The 16,949-nt window shown below is 62.2% G+C and carries 13 protein-coding genes; 8 read left to right on the top strand and 5 right to left on the bottom strand.

Annotated features, from left to right (window positions below; translation table 11 throughout):
- Window positions 1–609: 609 nt before the first annotated feature.
- From ABD827_RS09885 to ABD827_RS09875, 3 genes are all read right to left on the bottom strand, one after another.
- A complete protein-coding gene (locus ABD827_RS09885; RefSeq protein WP_344964561.1) occupies window positions 610–2,061 on the bottom strand; it encodes an FAD-dependent oxidoreductase in 1,452 nt (483 codons plus the stop codon).
- Window positions 2,062–2,161: 100 nt separating this feature from the next.
- Complete coding sequence (mfd, locus tag ABD827_RS09880) at window positions 2,162–5,629, bottom strand: transcription-repair coupling factor (RefSeq protein WP_344964559.1); 3,468 nt, start codon at window positions 5,627–5,629, stop codon at window positions 2,162–2,164.
- Window positions 5,626–6,216 (bottom strand): PilZ domain-containing protein, encoded by a 591-nt coding sequence (locus ABD827_RS09875; protein WP_344964557.1) that lies wholly within the window; start codon window positions 6,214–6,216, stop codon window positions 5,626–5,628. Before ABD827_RS09875 ends, mfd begins: the two co-directional genes overlap by 4 nt.
- 68 nt (window positions 6,217–6,284) lie before the next feature.
- Here ABD827_RS09875 and ABD827_RS09870 point away from each other — a divergent pair, with 68 nt between their 5' ends.
- From ABD827_RS09870 to lolE, 3 genes are read left to right on the top strand one after another with little or no spacing between them, the layout of a single operon-like run.
- The gene (locus ABD827_RS09870) at window positions 6,285–7,496 is read left to right on the top strand and encodes a lipoprotein-releasing ABC transporter permease subunit (RefSeq protein ID WP_298720471.1); all 1,212 of its coding nucleotides are present in this window, start codon (window positions 6,285–6,287) and stop codon (window positions 7,494–7,496) included.
- Complete coding sequence (gene lolD / locus ABD827_RS09865; protein ID WP_298720474.1) at window positions 7,489–8,172, top strand: lipoprotein-releasing ABC transporter ATP-binding protein LolD; 684 nt, start codon at window positions 7,489–7,491, stop codon at window positions 8,170–8,172. The genes ABD827_RS09870 and lolD overlap by 8 nt, the downstream gene beginning before the upstream one ends.
- Complete coding sequence (lolE, locus tag ABD827_RS09860) at window positions 8,172–9,413, top strand: lipoprotein-releasing ABC transporter permease subunit LolE (protein WP_344964554.1); 1,242 nt, start codon at window positions 8,172–8,174, stop codon at window positions 9,411–9,413. The genes lolD and lolE overlap by 1 nt, the downstream gene beginning before the upstream one ends.
- Window positions 9,414–9,974: 561 nt before the next feature.
- Here lolE and ABD827_RS09855 read toward each other — a convergent pair.
- On the bottom strand, window positions 9,975–10,496 hold the full coding sequence (locus ABD827_RS09855; protein ID WP_344964552.1) for a DUF2062 domain-containing protein: 522 nt from the start codon (window positions 10,494–10,496) through the stop codon (window positions 9,975–9,977).
- The gene (locus tag ABD827_RS09850) at window positions 10,496–11,008 is read right to left on the bottom strand and encodes a DUF2062 domain-containing protein (RefSeq protein WP_298720483.1); all 513 of its coding nucleotides are present in this window, start codon (window positions 11,006–11,008) and stop codon (window positions 10,496–10,498) included. Before ABD827_RS09850 ends, ABD827_RS09855 begins: the two co-directional genes overlap by 1 nt.
- A gap of 27 nt (window positions 11,009–11,035) precedes the next feature.
- On the opposite strand from ABD827_RS09850, the gene ABD827_RS09845 reads away from it, so the two are divergent.
- Genes ABD827_RS09845 through kdsB form a run of 5 tightly spaced genes read left to right on the top strand, consistent with a single transcriptional unit; the run spans window position 11,036 to window position 16,923 of the window.
- Window positions 11,036–13,255 carry a DNA internalization-related competence protein ComEC/Rec2 gene (locus tag ABD827_RS09845; protein WP_344964549.1) on the top strand — a complete coding sequence of 740 codons (2,220 nt, stop codon included), beginning with the start codon at window positions 11,036–11,038 and terminating at the stop codon, window positions 13,253–13,255.
- Window positions 13,256–13,282: 27 nt separating this feature from the next.
- The gene (gene msbA, locus ABD827_RS09840) at window positions 13,283–15,034 is read left to right on the top strand and encodes a lipid A ABC transporter ATP-binding protein/permease MsbA (protein ID WP_344964547.1); all 1,752 of its coding nucleotides are present in this window, start codon (window positions 13,283–13,285) and stop codon (window positions 15,032–15,034) included.
- Window positions 15,034–15,999: a tetraacyldisaccharide 4'-kinase gene (gene lpxK, locus ABD827_RS09835; protein WP_344964545.1), complete on the top strand. Its 966-nt coding sequence runs from the start codon at window positions 15,034–15,036 to the stop codon at window positions 15,997–15,999. Before msbA ends, lpxK begins: the two co-directional genes overlap by 1 nt.
- Window positions 15,989–16,177: a Trm112 family protein gene (locus ABD827_RS09830; RefSeq protein ID WP_298720494.1), complete on the top strand. Its 189-nt coding sequence runs from the start codon at window positions 15,989–15,991 to the stop codon at window positions 16,175–16,177. The genes lpxK and ABD827_RS09830 overlap by 11 nt, the downstream gene beginning before the upstream one ends.
- A complete protein-coding gene (kdsB, locus tag ABD827_RS09825; protein ID WP_344964542.1) occupies window positions 16,174–16,923 on the top strand; it encodes a 3-deoxy-manno-octulosonate cytidylyltransferase in 750 nt (249 codons plus the stop codon). Before ABD827_RS09830 ends, kdsB begins: the two co-directional genes overlap by 4 nt.
- Window positions 16,924–16,949 lie beyond the last annotated feature (26 nt).

Here is a 16,949-nt window from a genome sequence, read left to right as displayed (position 1 = left end):
GTTTCACTCTCTTCAGATCCATGATGCACTTACTATCGGCAGGATTTTACAATGATTGAGAACGCCCCCTAGTGATAAAGAGTATTTCACCTTGCCTTCGATTTCGATAGCTCCATTTGAATAACATGTGACGTAGGCCAACGGTTAGCCGATATGCTCTGTGTTGCCGGTGATACCACTAATGTGGAATGGTCTGATCCGCCAACTGAAGTGGCGGCTACGGAGTTGGCTCGGATGTTGTGTTTTTCCGCGAGTCACGCCGCAATTGACGGGAGGACAAAGGGATTCGCTCAGCCGACCATCCGCGCCACGGATGGCGCGGCTGAGCCCCTACGGATGGGTTTACGGCGAGTCGGCGGAGCGGGTCCTTTGCCCGATGTTGCTGCCGGTATCGTGCAACGTTCTTGGTCGATTACTCTTGGCATCAAATATCGACCCTACGGATTAGGCTCGGGTGTTGCGGTTTGTCTTGCAGGCCACGCTGGAACCGACAGGAGGATAAAGGGATCTGCTCGGCCGACCTTCTGTTTCAGGGATGAAACAGAGAGCCCCCAGGGAGGGGTTTACGGCGAGTCGGCAGAGCGGGCCCTTTATCCTCATGTTTCCCCTTCACCCCATGTTCAGTGCCAGTTCGTCCGGGTAGCCGCGTTCGCGGGCCAGGCGGATGGCTTCCTGCTCTACCTCGCCGGCGTTCTGGTCTTTGGTGAGGGCGAGACTCGGTGACAGCGGTTGCCCGTCCATCTCCAGCCAGCCCAGTTCGGCCAGCCTGCCGACGATGCGGTCGGCGGCGGTCAGCGCCGAGCTGGCCTTGACGATCTCTACCCGCGCATAATGATTGCCTTCAAACGACACGTCCGCCGCCCGCAGCGAGGGGTCGCTGCCCGGTATTTGCTGGGCACCATACAGCGGCTTGCCGCCGACTTCGGCCTCGCCAAAGGCGGGCAGCAGCCGGGCCAGATGAGCGATGGCATCTTGAGTGCGGGCTGCTATGTCCGGCGTTTGCCAGCCGTTGTCCAGCTGGGCCACATAGGGCTGCGGCAGCCGGGGCTGGGCGCTGTGCTCGCAACTGGCGGCCAGGCCGCCCTTGAACAAAGTGATGCCGTCGGTCATGCCGTGCAGCTGAAAGATGCCGTTCGGGTAGGGCGTCAGCTGGGCCATGCCGTTGGGCGTGCCGCGCTGGCCGTGAAAAATCACCTCCGGCCATTCGCCTTCGGTCTGCCAGTGGGCCACGTAGGCAGCCTTGTATTCCACCAGCCGTTGGCGGCGGAAGCCGGCCATGTCGTCCACCAGACCGGTGCGAAAACCACAGGCATTGACCAGAAAGTCCACCTTGAACGGCTGTTCCTGCCCGTCCTGGTTAGTGCCGTGAATGGTCCAGCCGTCGGGTCCTTGCTCCAGTCTGGTGGCGCGGGTATGAAAGTGCAGCGCGCAGTGCGGCACGCCGTTCAGCGCCAGGGTGGCGGTGGCCGCCATGCGAAACAGGCTCCAGCCGTATTCCTGCACCAGGATCAGCGGAAACTTCAGCTTGTCCGGATCCAGGTGGTGCGCCAGCGGGATCAGCCAGTCGTCCTGGCTGTCGGCCTTGAGCGGAATGGGCTGGCGGGCCAGGGCCTCGAACTGCTCGCGGCTGTAGCAGCGATAATATTCCTCCGGCTCGCCCAGCACCTTGTTGGCCGGATCTTCCTCTACCAGGCGCCGATATTCCTGTGCCACCTGTTTCAGCCGGGGCAGCAGGGCCTCGGCATCGCCCGGATCCGACACCGGGGTGGCGATGACGGTCGGTCGGCGATTGATGCTGTGCGGGTAGGCGCGCACCGAGGCAATGGACTGGCGCAGCAGGGTCAGGCATTGCTGGTCGCTGATGTCCCGGTACAGGTTGCCGCCCGCGTGCAAATGACAGATAGGCGGTCCGTTCACCAGACCGCTGCTGGCTTCGATAAGCAGGGTGTGAATGCCCATGTCCGCCAGTCGCAACGCCACTGTTGCACCGGCGATGCCGCCGCCCAGAATACCGACCTTGAGCGGGCGCTGGGCGGGAGCATGGCAAAGATTCGCGTTCATTAGGTCTCGGTCAGGATGTTTTTTTTAACAGCTCATACGGCGGAGCAACGCGGCCCGGGGGCCGCCTCCGCCACTCTCGTATCCCTTCCGTGGGTGTTCATCATGCCTGATGGGCGAGCAGCTCGTTGAGCATGTCGCCCATCAGCGCCAGTCTTGCCTTGGCATCCTCACTGGGAATGGCGAAGCGCAATTTGGTGGGCCCCTCCATTTTGTAGATGCGCGGCTGGCTTTGCAACAGGCTCACCAGATACATGGGATCGACCCTGGCATCCTGGGCAAAGGTGATGCTGCCGCCATTGGGGCCGGCGTCAATCTTGTCGATGCCAAGGGCGCTGGCCTTGAGTTTGAGCCCGGCCAGTGCCACCAGGTTCTTGCTCGGCTCCGGCAGCAGACCGAAGCGGTCAATCAGTTCTACCTGCAGCTCGCGCAGGGCGGCCTCGTCTTCGGCGGTGGCGATGCGTTTATACATGGACAAGCGCATGTTCACATCCGGAATATAGTCGTCCGGCAGCAGGGCAGGCAGGCGCAATTCAATCTCGGTCTGGGCGCGCAGCAGTTGATCCAGCGTCGGCTCCTTGCCCGATTGCAGCGCCTTCACCGCCTGCTCCAGCATCTCCATGTACAGGCTGAAACCGATGGCGGTGATCTGGCCGCTCTGCTCGTCGCCCAGCAGCTCGCCGGCGCCGCGAATTTCCAGATCGTGGGTGGCGAGGGCAAAGCCGGCGCCCAGATCTTCCAGTGCGGCAATGGCCTCCAGCCGTTTTCTGGCGTCGGTGGTCATGCGCTTGGGGTGCGGGGTCAGCAAATAGGCATAGGCCTGATGGTGGGAACGGCCCACCCGGCCGCGCAGCTGGTGCAGCTGGGCCAGACCCAGCTTGTCGGCCCTGTCCATGATAATGGTGTTGGCGCTGGGTACGTCGATGCCGGTTTCGATGATGGTCGAGCACAACAGCACGTTGAAGCGCTGATGGTAGAAATCACTCATCACCTGTTCCAGCTCCCGCTCGCGCATCTGGCCGTGGGCGATGCCGATGCGGGCCTCGGGCACCAGGGTGCGCAGGGCGTCGGCGCTGTTCTCTATGGTCTGCACCTCGTTGTGCAGGTAATAGACCTGGCCGCCGCGCTTGAGCTCGCGCAGTATCGCCTCGCGAATGGTGGCCGGATCCGACTCGCGTACAAAGGTCTTTACCGCCAGTCGCTTGGCCGGCGGGGTGGCGATGATCGACAGGTCGCGCATGCCGCCCATGGCCATGTTCAGGGTACGCGGAATGGGCGTCGCGGTCAGGGTCAGAATGTCCACGTCGGCGCGCAGCGCCTTGATCTGATCTTTCTGGCGCACGCCGAAGCGGTGCTCTTCGTCCACGATCAGCAGGCCCAGATCCTTGAAGCGCACATCCTGGCTCAGCAGTTTATGAGTCCCGATCACAATATCGATGCCGCCGTCGGTCAGGCCGGCCAGCACCTTGTCCTGCTCTTTGCCGGTCTTGAAGCGGCTGATGATTTCCACCCGTACCGGCCAGTTGGCGAAGCGGTCGCGAAAGTTGTCGTAATGCTGCTGGGCCAGCAGGGTGGTGGGCACCAGCACCGCCACCTGCTTGCCGCCGTGCACCGCCACAAAGGCGGCGCGCATGGCCACTTCGGTTTTGCCGAAACCCACGTCGCCGCACACCAGCCGGTCCATCGCCTTGGGCTGGGTCATGTCGGTGAGCACGGCGTTGATGGAGGTAAGCTGATCGTCGGTTTCTTCAAACGGAAAGGCATCGGCAAACTGGCGATAGGCCGCCTTGTCGTGGCTGATGGCCTGGCCCGGTTTGGCGGCCCGGCGGGCATATACGTCCAGCAGCTCGGCGGCCACGTCGCGCACCTTTTCCGCCGCCTTGCGCTTGGCCCTGGCCCAGGTGTCGTTGCCGAGTTTGTTGAGGTGGGGGTCGTCGGCACCGCTGTAGCGGCCCACCAGGTGCAGGGCGGTCACCGGCACATAAAGCTTGTCGCCGCCGGCGTATTCCAGGGTCAGATATTCGGACTTGAGTCCGCCCGCATCCAGGGTTTGCAGCCCGGTGTAGCGGCCCACGCCGTGATCCAGATGCACCACCGGCTGGCCGATGGACAGCTCCGCCAGGTTGCGAATCAGGGTGTCCGGACTCAGGCCGGTGGACTTTTCCCGGCGGCGGCGTTGTATGACCCGGCCGCCGAGCAGGTCGCCTTCACAAATCAGCGCCAGCGTGTCGTCGAGAATAAAGCCCTGCGCCAGCGGCCCGACCAGCAGGCCGATCGGATCCTTGCCGGCCACAAAATGCGAAAAACCATCACAGGGCCAGGGCTTGATGGCGCTGCCCGCCAGCAGCTCCACCAGCGCCTCGCGTCGGCCGGCACTTTCCACCGAGAACAGGATGCGACCTTTGAAGTTTTCGCAGAAGTCGAGCAGCCGGGCCAGGGGCTCGGTTTTCTGGTGCTCTACTTCCAGTGTGGGCAGGGGCTGAATGGGGGCATTCTGCCGATCGCCTTTTTCCAGCACCGGGGTGCTGCTCAGTTGCAGCCGGGGCCACTGGTTCAGCTGTTGCAGCAGGGCGTCGGGCTTGAGGTAAAGCTCGTCCGGCGCCAGCAGCGGGCGCAACTGGTCGTGGCGGCGGTCTTCATAGCGGCTTTGTACATCCTGCCAGAAGCCGTCGGCGGCGTCGTTCAGCTCGCCGACACCCAGTACCAGCAAGTGCTCGGGCAATGAGTCGAACAGGGTCTGGGTCTGCTCGAAAAACAGCGGAAAATAGTGCTCTATGCCGGGAGGAAACTGGCTCTGGCTGACCCGATGATAAAGCGACTCCGGCTCGTTGCGCAGGGTAAATTGCTCCCGGTACTGGCCGCGAAAACGCTCGATGGCGGCGGTGTCGGTAGGGAATTCCCGTGCCGGCAGCAATCGCACCTGCTTTACCTTGTCACGCGAGCGCTGGGTGTCGGGATCGAAGGGGCGCAGGGTGTCTATTTCGTCATCGAAGAAGTCGATACGCACCGGCTCACTCGCGCCCATGGGGTACAAGTCCAGCAGGGCGCCGCGGGCGGCAAATTCGCCGTGTTCCAGCACCTGCTCCACCGGCCGGTAGCCGGCGCGTTCCAGCCGGCCGCGCAGGGCATGCAAATCCAGCTTGTCGCCGGTGTTCAGCAGCAGGCTGTTCTGCTCCAGCCAGTTGCGTGGCGGAGTGCGCAGCATCAGGGTGGTGATGGGCGCAATCAGCAGGCCGCGTTTGAGCGCCGGCAGCCCGTACAGGGTTTCGAGCCGCTGGGAGATGATGTCCTGATGCGGCGAAAACTGGTCGTAGGGCAGGGTTTCCCAGTCGGGAAACAGCGCCACCGGCAGCTTATTGTCGGCATGAGTACCGTCGGCATCGGTGCCATTAGCCAGCAGGTGGCGCACCTCCTGCTCCAGGCGCAGGGCGGTGGGGGTGTCGGGCACTACCAGCAGCACCAGCTGTTGCTGTTGTTTGACCTGTTCGGCGATGGCCAGCGCCAGGCTGCTGCCAATCAGCTGGCCCAGGCTGGCTCTGGGGCGGGGAGTGGGGCTGGATATCTGTATCATGGGCGTGATGCGTCGTCCTGTTGGGCGCGGCGTTCGGCTCGGGCCTTGAGTTGTTTGGCCTGCAGTTGCAGGCTGGCGCGGATCAGGGCGTCTCTGTCTTGTTCGCGCAGGGCGATAAAGTCGCAGCGGTAGTGCTCCGTCTCGCCGTGAACCTCACCGTAACCGTATACGGCGACCGACAGTTCCGGCAGAAAGAGCTTGAAGCGAACCCGGTCGCCCTCGGCCAGCGGCTGTGATGAAGCGAAGGTAAAACCGCCGCCGCCCAGGCTCAGGGTCTGGTGGCGCTGATCGGGATCGTCCTGTCCCGCCAGCACATAACTGAGCACCAGATCGATTTTGCGCGACTGCTGGTTGATGATCTCCACCAGCTCGTTGGCGTGCTCGTCCAGGTTGCGCAGCAGCCGGGCATTATTGGTATCGATGCGGGTCACTTCACTGATAAGCTTGAACGGCGCGGGTATTTCGGCCTCCAGCGAGTCCGCGTCGGGCACTGTTTCGCCATCAGTCAGGGGGATCAGGTTAACCTGCGCCTGGTAGTCGATGCTGAAATAAGGGTCTGCCATCATTCGCTGCTCTTGTTGCGCCATTCACAAGCCTTTATTATTCCGCAACTTGCGGGTGACGTAAAACCCTTTAAAAAACGGATGATTACACCATGTTTCAACCCCTGACGCTGATGTTGGGTTTACGCTATGCCGGGGCCCGGGGCCGACGCAGCTTCGCCTCCTTCGTTTCCGGCTTTTCGACCATCGGTATTCTGCTGGGCGTTGCCGCCCTGATCCTGGTATCGGCGGTGATGAACGGCTTCGAACAGCAGCTGAAAGACCGCATGCTCGGGGTGATCCCTCATGCGCTGGTCACCAACGACCAACGGCGTCTGGCCGAGCCGGAGCAGTACCGCGAGCTGTTTGCGCCCGACTCGGTGGTCACCGCCGCCACGCCCTTCATCAGTGCCGAAGCCATGGTGCAGGGCCCGGGTCATCTGACCGGTGTGGAGCTCTATGGCCTGGATCCGGCCAACAATCAGGACAAACTGCTGCAGGGGCTGGATCCGCGCACCCGGGAATATTTCGAATATTTGCCCTATGGCCTGGTCATGGGGGCAGGCGTGGCCCGCAGCCTGGGCGTGGTGCCCGGCGATCAGGTGCGGGTAACGGTCACCGAGGGCAGCCGCTTCACCCCGCTGGGCCGGGTGCCGAGCCAGCGACTCTTTACCCTGGTGGGCACCTTCAGTACCGGCAACGACGTAGACCGGCAGCTGGTGCTGGCCCGGCTCGATGATGCCGCCCGCCTACTGCGCTATGCGCCGGGCCAGGCTTCCGGCCTGCGTCTGTGGCTGACCGACCCTTTCGAACTGTCGCAATTGCCGGCCCTGCCCGCCGGGCTGAAATACGAGACCTGGCAGCAGAGCCGGGGCGAGTTGTTTCAGGCGGTGGCGATGGAAAAGCGGCTGATGAGCCTGATGCTGGCGCTGATTGTGCTGGTGGCGGCGTTCAATATTCTGTCGGCCATGGTGATGGTGGTTACCGACAAGGAAGCCGAAATTGCCATGCTGCAAACCCTGGGCCTGAGCCGCAATCGGGTGATGGCGGTGTTCATGATTCAGGGCGGTTTCAGCGGCGTGCTGGGCAGTCTGCTGGGCTTTGCGCTCGGCCTGCTGCTGAGCCTGAACCTGGACGGAGTGCTGAACCTGCTGGGCATCAATTTCTATTCCGCCGCCGGGGGCAGTCAGCTGCCGGTATTGCTGTTGCCCGGGCAGCTGATCACCGTGTTGTTTTCCACTTTATTACTGTGCGTGCTGGCCAGCCTTTATCCGGCCTGGCGGGCGTCACGAGTTCATCCAGCCGAGGCTTTGCGTTATGAATAACCCCCTGTTAGTGGTCGAGAATCTGGGTAAAACCCATCAGGACGGAGCGCAGCCGGTCACCATACTGGACGGCGTCAGCCTGACGTTGGCCGCCGGTGAAAGCCTGGCGGTGGTGGGCAGCTCCGGCTCGGGCAAGAGTACCCTGCTGCATCTGCTTGGCAGCCTGGATGCCCCCAGCGAGGGGCGGGTGCTGGTAGAAGGGGAAGATCTGCATCATATGTCGGCCCGCAGCCAGGCCCGCTTTCGTAATCAGAAGCTGGGCTTCGTGTATCAGTTTCATCACCTGCTGGGCGAATTCAGCGCCCTGGAAAACGCCGCCATGCCGCTGTTGATTGCCGGCCGTCCGGTGAAAGAAGCCCAGGAGCAGGCCGAGGCCCTGCTCACCCGGGTGGGGCTGGGGCACCGGCTGGATCACCGGCCTTCGGCGCTGTCTGGCGGTGAGCGCCAGCGGGTGGCGATCGCCCGGGCGCTGGTCAACAAGCCCCGGCTGGTGCTGGCCGACGAGCCCACCGGCAACCTGGACGCCCACAGCGCCGCCGAGGTGTTTGCGCTGCTGGCCGAGTTGCAGAGCGAGCTGGGCACCGGCCTGGTGGTGGTGACCCACGATCTGGCGCTGGCCGCCCGGCTGGATCGGCAGTGTCGGCTGGTAGACGGTCGTCTGCAGGAGCAAGGCTGATGTTTCGTCCGTTAAGTGTCTTTCTGGGCTGGCGCTTCAGCCGGGCCCGGCGGCGCAACCGTTTTATTTCCTTTATCTCGGTGGCCTCTATTCTGGGCATCGCCATCGGGGTCGGTGCGCTGATCCTGGGGTTGTCGGCGATGAACGGCTTCGAGCGCGAGCTGGAAAACCGCATCCTGTCGGTCTTGCCCCACGGCCAGCTGCATACCGCCGACGGGCCGGTTACAGGCTGGCGCGACATGGCCAGTGAGATGGAGGCGGCGCCCGGCATACTGGCGGTGTCGCCCTATGTGCCGTTGGAAGGGCTGCTCAGCAAGGGCGCCAAGCTGAAGGCGGTGCAACTGCAGGGCGTGGTGCCGGAGCTTGAAAGCCGGGTGTCCGAGCTGACCCCCTACCTCGGCGGTGCCAGCCTGACGGTGCTGGTGCCCGGCGAGCGGGGGTTGATCCTCGGCAAGGCCATTGCCGACCAGCTGGAGCTTGAGGTCGGCGACCGGGTGTCCTTGCTGCTGCCGGCACCGGGCAGCCAGGGCTTTGGCTCGCCCCGACGCCACAGCTTTACTTTGCAGGGAATAGTAAGCATCGGCGGTCAGCTCGACACCGTGCTCGGTTATACCCACCTGCAGGATGCTCAGGAGCTGAAAGCGCTGGGGGATGCCATTGCCGGATTTCATCTGCGGGTGAATGAGGTGCTGGCGGCCGATCGGCTGACCATGAATGCCGGCATGGGGCTTCCGGCGCCGTTTTACGTCAGCAGCTGGATGGAAAGCCAGGGCAATGTCTACCGGGACATTCAGCTGGTGCGCACCCTGATGATAGTGGTGCTGCTGCTGGTGATGGCGGTGGCCAGCTTCAACATCGTCTCGACGCTGGTGATGGCGGTGAACGAGAAAAAAGGCGACATCGCCATCCTCAAGACCATGGGGGCGGGGCCCTGGCAGATCCGCGGCGCCTTCATGGTGCAGGGCCTGCTCAACGGCGTGACCGGCGTGCTGATTGGCGGTGCCCTGGGGTTGTTGCTGGCGACCCGGCTGTCTGAACTGGTGGCGGGACTGGAACGCTTGACCGGGCATCAGTTTTTGAACCCGGAGGTGTATTTCATCGACTTTATCCCCACCGAGTTTCACTGGGCCGATTTGTGGCTGGTGACCGGCTCGGCACTGTTGCTTATCTTCATCGCCACCCTTTACCCGGCCTGGCGTGCGGGCAAGTTGTTGCCCAGGCAGTTGCTGGGGGAAGCTTGAAAACAGCTTCAAGCGTTAAGCGGTAAGCGGTAAGAAAAACACGGCGCTGTTTGGTACGGCGCCGTTTTTTATCTTCATTGGCATCTGGACAGGTGTTTTTCGTAGGGTCGATTTCAATCGCTCTTATACCAATCCCACTAAACAAATGATCTATTTCATTTTTTGTATAAAAGTCGAACAAAGGGCTCGTTCCTCCGACTCGCAGTGAATCCCTCCCTGGAGGCTCAGCCGCGCCATCCGTGGCGCGGATGGTCGGCTGAACAGATCCCTTTGTCCTCCTTGATGCACCGGCGTTGCCTGTTAGCGCCGTCTACAGGCAACTCGATGCTCGAGAAGAGGCAGCAGAGATCGCCTCCCACGACCGTGAAATGCCAGGGATGGCATTTCCGAGCCCCCATGGATGGGTTTATGGCGTGTCGAGGGAGGCGGCTGTGTTGCCTCTGAGCCCGGGTTTAAAAATGATCAGATCTTTATTCAAATTGGTATTAATCGACCACAGGTGTAGTACTCAGGCTGAGTCGGTCCAATAAATTGGACCCTACGACACACCTGGCTGATGGCTTACAGCTTGTTTTCCCGCCGTTTTTCCCGCCGCAGCTTCCAGGCCAGTTGTACTTTCCAGCGCCAGCCCAGGCGGGTCACTATCCAGCCCAGCAGGGCGCAACTCAGCCCCATCAGCAGGGCGCCGGTCAGCAGGGGCACCGCCATGGCCAGGGCTTCGTGTTCCAGCGAACTTAGCGAGCCGTTAAATGCCAGTTCGGGGGTATCCAGCAGCCGGGCGCCGAGTCGGTAGGCGAAGTAAAACATCGGCGCCAGGGTCAGCGGGTTGTTGACCCACACCATGGCGATGGCCAGCGGCAGATAACCGCGGAACATGACCGCTAGACCGATGGCCACCAGGGTATGCATGGGCAGCGGCATCCAGGCGGCAAACAGGCCGGCGGCCACCGCCACGGCGGCAGAATGACGGTTGCAGCACCAGTAGTCGGGGTCGAGCAGGCGTTCGCCGAACAGCGCCAATATACGATGCTGGCGCAGGGTTTCCTGGCTGGGCATCCGGTGACGCAACCATTGGCGCAGCATCAGCGGTCTCGTCTGCGCAGTTTCCAGCGGCGCGATACCGTCCAGCGCCAGAGGCCGTGAATCACCATGAAACCGGTGGCCGCACTGACCAGGGCCATGACGCCACAGCCCACCAGAAAGGGGGGGCCGGCGGTGGTCATGGCGTTGCCGAGCCAGCTCAGGCTCAGCTCGAAATGCTGGTAATGGGGCGGCGTGTCGAGCAGAAAAGAGCCCAGTCGGTAGGCAAAATAGAACATCGGTGGCATGGTCAGCGGATTGGTTATCCAGACCAGCACCGCGGATAAGGGCAGGTTGACGCGAAAGGTCATGGCCAGCACGGCGGCCAGCATCATCTGAAAGGGGATGGGCAGCCAGGCACAGCACAGACCAACGGCAAAGGCGCCCGCGGCCGAATGCCGGTTGAGATGCCACAGGTTGTTGTCGTGCAGCCTGCTGCCCAGCAGACTCAGGTACTTGTTATTTTTAATGGTGCCCGGGTCGGGCATCAGGCGTTTTAACGTCTTTTTTGGCATCTGTTCCAAGTCCGCAATACTTATCGGATGGATAAGCGGCTGTTCTTTTTCTGCTTCGGCATCTCAACCATCATGGTCTGGCCCTGGCTCCCCGCCTGGGACTGGTGGTTGCCACTGGCTTGTCTGGGCTGCCTGTGTTGGCGGCCAAGGCCGGCCGTGGCCTGTCTGTTGTTCGGTTTGGTCTGGGCGTTGTGTTACAGCCATTGGCAATTGACCTGGCTGCACTCACCGGACTTGTTTCAGCGTAGCCAGTTGATCGCCGGCACGGTAGAGCGTGTTCAGCACCGGGAGTCTGGTGCAAGCAGGCTGATTGTCAGTCTGAAAAGCCTGAATGGTCAAGTACTTTCCCCCCGGCCAAGGGTGTTGCTGTCCTGGTATGGACAGAGCGGACCTCCGGCCGTCGGCGATAAAATACAGTCTGTCAGTCGGTTACAACCTCCTCATGGTCTGCTTAATCCGGGTAGCTTCAACAGTGCGCGCTGGCTGCTGGGGCAGGGGATAACGGCGCGTGGTTACCTGACCGGTACCCTGGCGCATCAGGCCGCCGACGCCTCAAGTCGTGCCCGGCTGGTGCAGCATATCGCGGCCATGACCACCGACTTGCCCGCCCGACGCTGGCTGCTGGCCCTGAGTGTAGGGGATCGCAGCGGGCTGACCGATGCAGACTGGGATATGCTGCGTGGTCTGGGGGTAAGTCATCTGTTTGCCATCTCCGGCCTGCATATCGGCCTGGTGGCCGGGCTGGGGCTGCTGGTCGGCCGCCTGAGTGGCCATCGGCTGCCGGCGGCGACAGTGGCGGGAGCGCTGGCGCTGGGCTATGCCTGGCTGGCGGGGTTTTCGGTGCCCACCCAGCGGGCCTTGCTGATGTTGCTGTTGTGGCTGGGCCTGTTTTGCTGGGGGCGTTTCTGGAGCGGCCGTCGCCTGTTGTTGCTGACCATGACGTTGCTGCTGGCGGTCATGCCCTGGCTGGCGCTGGATATGGGCTTTTGGCTGTCGGTGCTGGCGGTGGCCGCCCTGATGGTGAGTGCCGGCTGGCTGGGAGGGCAGAGCCTGTGGCGCTTGCAACTGGGGTTGAGTCTGCTGTTGCTGCCGTTGATTATGCTGTTTTTCGGCGGCATCAGCTGGCTGTCGTTACCGATCAATATGCTGTTGATCCCGCTGTTTTCGCTGCTGCTGATCCCCTTGTTGTTGCTGGCCTGTGTGCTGGTGTTGCCGGTGCCGACATTGGCCATGGTGGTGCTGATGTTGCTGAACGGCCTGTTCGAGCCGCTGATGAGCGGACTGCACTGGCTGAATGACAGCCTGTCGCCCTGGCAGACCCTGTCGGCCCGTGCCCAGGGGGGCTGGCTGTTGCTGTTGTTGTTGTCGTTCGGCCTGTTGCTGCCCAGGGCGCGCTGGCTGCCGGCGTTGGCCATTTATCTCATCTTGCTGCAACCCGACGTCATTGAACAAAAAAAGCAGCCTCGCTGGGAGGTGCGGATACTGGATGTGGGCCAGGGACTCTCGGTACTGGTGACCCAGGGGGAGCGGGCGCTGCTGTATGACACCGGCAACCGTTTTGACTCGGGTTTCAACATGGCCGATGGGGTGATACTGCCACTGCTGACCCGACTGGGCATCGACGAGCTCGATTATCTGGTGATCAGCCACGACGACCGGGATCACAGCGGCAACCGTGACTATCTGGCCGCCAGTCTGCCGGTAAAACATCGGCGGGGAGCCTGGCCGGACGGGCAGCATTGTCGCGCCGGGCAGGTGGAGCCGTGGGGAGTATTGACACTGCGAATGCAGTGGCCGCTTACTCCGAGCGGCCATCTCAACAACGACTCCTGCGTGTTGCATATCGGGGATGGCACCCTGTCGTTGCTGCTGACCGGAGACATAGAGGCCCAGGCGGAGCGGGGCTTGCTGGCGACGGGGCAGTCGGTGGCGGCGCAGCTGCTGCTGAGCCCCCATCACGGCAGTCGCAGCTCGTCATCCGCGGCATTCAATCGGGCGGTGGCACCGGATTGGGTGGTGCATACGGCCGGTTTTGCCAACCGTTGGGGCTTTCCGTCTGCCGAGGTGGTGGCCCGCTTCGAACAGCAAGGCGTGCCTCAGTTGATTACCGGCGAGCATGGCATGGTGCACCTGGTGGCGGACGGCCAACATTGGCGCCTGACCCTGTCCCGTCGCCCCGGCCCCTGGTATCAACGGCTCAATGGCTGGTTGACGACTGGCGGGAGCTCCGCTAAGTCGTTAGAATAGCGCCTCGTTTTTCAAGGCAGAGACTTTATGTCCCAAGATGACCACTCCTCTTCCTGGCCCGTGCTCAAACGGTTGCTGGGCTATGTGAAGGAGCGCAAGCTCGGTCTGGTGGCCGCCATTATCGGCATGGCGGGCTATGCGGCCGTTGATACCACCTTTGTCTATTCCATCAAACCGCTGATCGATGAGGGACTCACCGGTCAGGATCCCGACGTACTGAAATGGATGCCGTTGTTTGTTATCGGCATCGTGTTTCTGCGCGGCGTCTGTACCTTTTTGTCCGGCTATTGCATGGCCTGGGTCGGCAACCATGTGGTGATGTCGCTGCAGCAGCAGGTATTCAGCAAGCTGATGACGATGCCGGTGGCCTTTTTCGATCGTAATAACAGCGGCAACCTGCTGTCCAAGGTGACCTACGATGCCTCTCAGGTGTCGTCGGCGGCCAGCTCGACCCTGGTAACCCTAGTGCGTGAAGGTGCCACCGTCATCGGCCTGCTGGGGCTGATGTTCTATCACTCCTGGCAATTGTCGCTGATCTTCTTCGTGGTCGGCCCCGTGGTCGGGGTCATGATAGCGGTGATCAGTCGTCGCTTCCGTCGCCTCAGTCGCGGCATGCAGGATGCCATGGGCAACATTACCAGCAGCACCGAGCAGATGCTGAAAGGCCATAAAGAAGTGCTGATGTTCAACGGTCAGCAGGTGGAGTCGGGTCGTTTTCAGCGGGTCAGCAATGCGGTACGCCAGCAGAACATGAAGATGGTGGCGGCAGATTCCATCGGCACGCCGCTGGTACAGGTGATTGCCTCCAGCGCCCTGGCCATTCTTTTGTATGTGTCCACCTTCGATAACATTCAGGATCAACTGACGCCGGGTACCTTTACCGTCATCGTCACCTCCATGATGATGCTGATGCGCCCGCTCAAGAGCCTGACCCAGGTCAACGCCGCGTATCAGCGCGGCATCGCCGCCTGTCAGAGCCTGTTCGGCCTGATCGACAGCGACGGTGAGAATGATACCGGTACCCGGTCACTGAAACGGGCCAAGGGTCTTATCGAATTCGATCGGGTCGGCTTTACCTATCCGACCAAGGAAAACCCGGCGCTGAAGGACGTGAGCTTCACGCTTGAACCGGGCAAGACCATCGCCCTGGTGGGGCGTTCCGGCTCCGGCAAGAGCACCATCGCCGGCCTGTTGACCCGCTTTTACGATATCGATGCCGGTGAAATCCGCCTCGACGGCGTGGATCTGCGCGAATACCGCTTGAGCGACCTGCGTCGCCAGTTTGCACTGGTGTCCCAGCAGGTGCATCTGTTCAACGACACCATCGCCAACAACATCGCCTATGCGGCCAAGGGCGAATACAGCCGGGAACAGATTATCGCGGCGGCGAAGGTGGCCTATGCGGATGAATTCATCGACAAGCTGGATCAGGGTTATGACACCATCATCGGTGAAAACGGTGCCAGCCTGTCCGGTGGTCAGCGCCAGCGTATCGCCATCGCCCGGGCTCTGCTGCGCAATGCGCCGCTGTTGATCCTGGACGAGGCGACCTCGGCGCTGGATACCGAGTCGGAACGCCATATTCAGGCGGCGCTGGATGCGCTGCGCAAAGACAGAACCGCGCTGGTGATTGCCCACCGTCTGTCCACCATCGAAAACGCCGACGAGATCCTGGTGATTGACGAAGGCCGGGTGGTGGAGCGGGGCTCTCACCTGGAGCTGCTCGAGCGTCAGGGCGTGTATGCCCAGCTCAGAAGCATTCAGTACGGCGAGGGTTGATGCAGGCCTGGTACCGGCCCCGCACCGGCTGGCTGTGGCTGCTTGCCCCCCTGAGCGTCCTGTTTGCGCTGATAAGCGGCCTGCGCCGCGGGTTGTTTCGGCGCGGGCTCAAGGCGGCGTATCGGGCACCGGTACCGGTAATCGTGGTCGGCAACCTGACCGTGGGCGGCAACGGCAAGACCCCCTTGGTGGTGTGGCTGGTGGAATGGCTGCGCCGGCAGGGCTATACCCCCGGGGTGATTAGCCGCGGCTACGGCGGCAAAGCCGAGCACTATCCCTTGTTGCTGGACGAAAACACCCGGCCCGAGCAGGCCGGCGACGAGCCGGTATTGATTCATCGGCGCACCGGTTGCCCGGTGGTGGTTGGTCCCAAGCGGGGACAGGCTGCGGCGCTGCTGGCCGCACAAGGAGTGAATATCATCATCAGCGATGACGGCCTGCAGCATTACGCTCTGGCCCGGGATATCGAACTGGTGGTGGTGGACGGCAAGCGGCGCTTCGGTAACGGCCATCTGTTGCCGATGGGCCCGCTGCGTGAGAGGGTATGGCGGCTGGACCGGGTAGATGCGATTATCAATAATGGTGGCCCGGTCGGTGCCGGAGAGTATCTGATGACGCTCGAACCCGGCGCCCTGCAACCGGTTAGCGGCACAGCGGCCGCCCCCGAGCCGGGATCGAATGTGCATGCCCTGGCGGGCATCGGTCATCCGCCACGTTTTTTTGCGACCCTGGAGCAGTTGGGCTTTATACTGGAGCGGCGGTTGGCACTGGCCGATCACCAGGCGGTGGCCCCCGAGCAACTTGTCGGCCTGCAGTCGGCACCCTTGCTGATCACCGAAAAAGATGCGGTCAAATGGCCGGGGGGGCATGATAATACCTGGTTTGTACCGGTGGATGCCCGATTACCCGCCGATTTCGAACAATTGCTTTTAATTCGACTCAAGGAGCTAGCTCATGGCGATTGATGCCAAACTGGTGGAAATCATTGCCTGCCCGGTATGCAAGGGCAAGTTACAGCTGGATCGTCAGCATAACGAACTGGTGTGCCGTTTCGACCGGCTGGCTTATCCCATTACCGAGAACATTCCGGTACTGCTGGAAAGCCGCGCCCGTAAACTGAGCCTGGACGAGTTGCCCGCATGAGCTTCGTCGTGGTGATCCCCGCCCGTTTCAGTTCGACCCGTCTGCCGGGCAAGCCGCTGGCCGATATTCACGGCAAGCCGATGATTTTACGGGTAGCCGAGCAGGCACAACGCAGTGGCGCCGACCGGGTGGTGGTGGCCACCGACGATGTTCGCATTCGCGACGCGCTGGCAGCCAGCGGCGTCGAGGTCTGCATGACCGGCGCCCATCACGAGTCCGGCACCGAGCGCCTGGCCGAGGTGGTTGAGCTGCTGGGGCTGGCAGCGGATGATATCGTGGTGAATGTGCAGGGCGACGAGCCGTTGCTGCCGCCGGCGCTGGTGGATCAGGTCGCCGGCCTGCTGGCCGGCAGCGATGCACCCATGGCGACCCTGGCCACTCCGCTTGAGCATGCGGCTCAGCTCACCGATCCCAATGTGGTCAAGGTGGTACAGAGTGAAGCCGGACGGGCGCTGTATTTCAGCCGTTCTGCCATTCCCTTCGACCGGGACGGCATGGCCGACGGCACGCCGGATGTGGGCCACTGCCGCCGGCATATCGGTATTTATGCCTACAGAGCCGGTTTTATTCGCCGTTATCTGGCCTTGCCGGTCAGCCCGCTGGAGCAGCTGGAAAAGCTGGAGCAGTTGCGGGTGCTCTGGCACGGCGAGTCGATAGCGTTGAGTGACGCCTGTGAAATACCGCCCTCGGGGGTGGATACCCCGGAGGATCTGGAGGAAGTACGTCGGCAACTGGCGGTTCGCTGACGCCGGATTCGGTTAGATCAGCAAAA

The sequence above is a fragment of the Oceanisphaera sediminis genome (assembly GCF_039539745.1).
GTDB classification, from domain to species: domain Bacteria; phylum Pseudomonadota; class Gammaproteobacteria; order Enterobacterales; family Aeromonadaceae; genus Oceanimonas; species Oceanimonas sediminis.
This window is presented reverse-complemented; position numbering and strand designations above follow the sequence as displayed.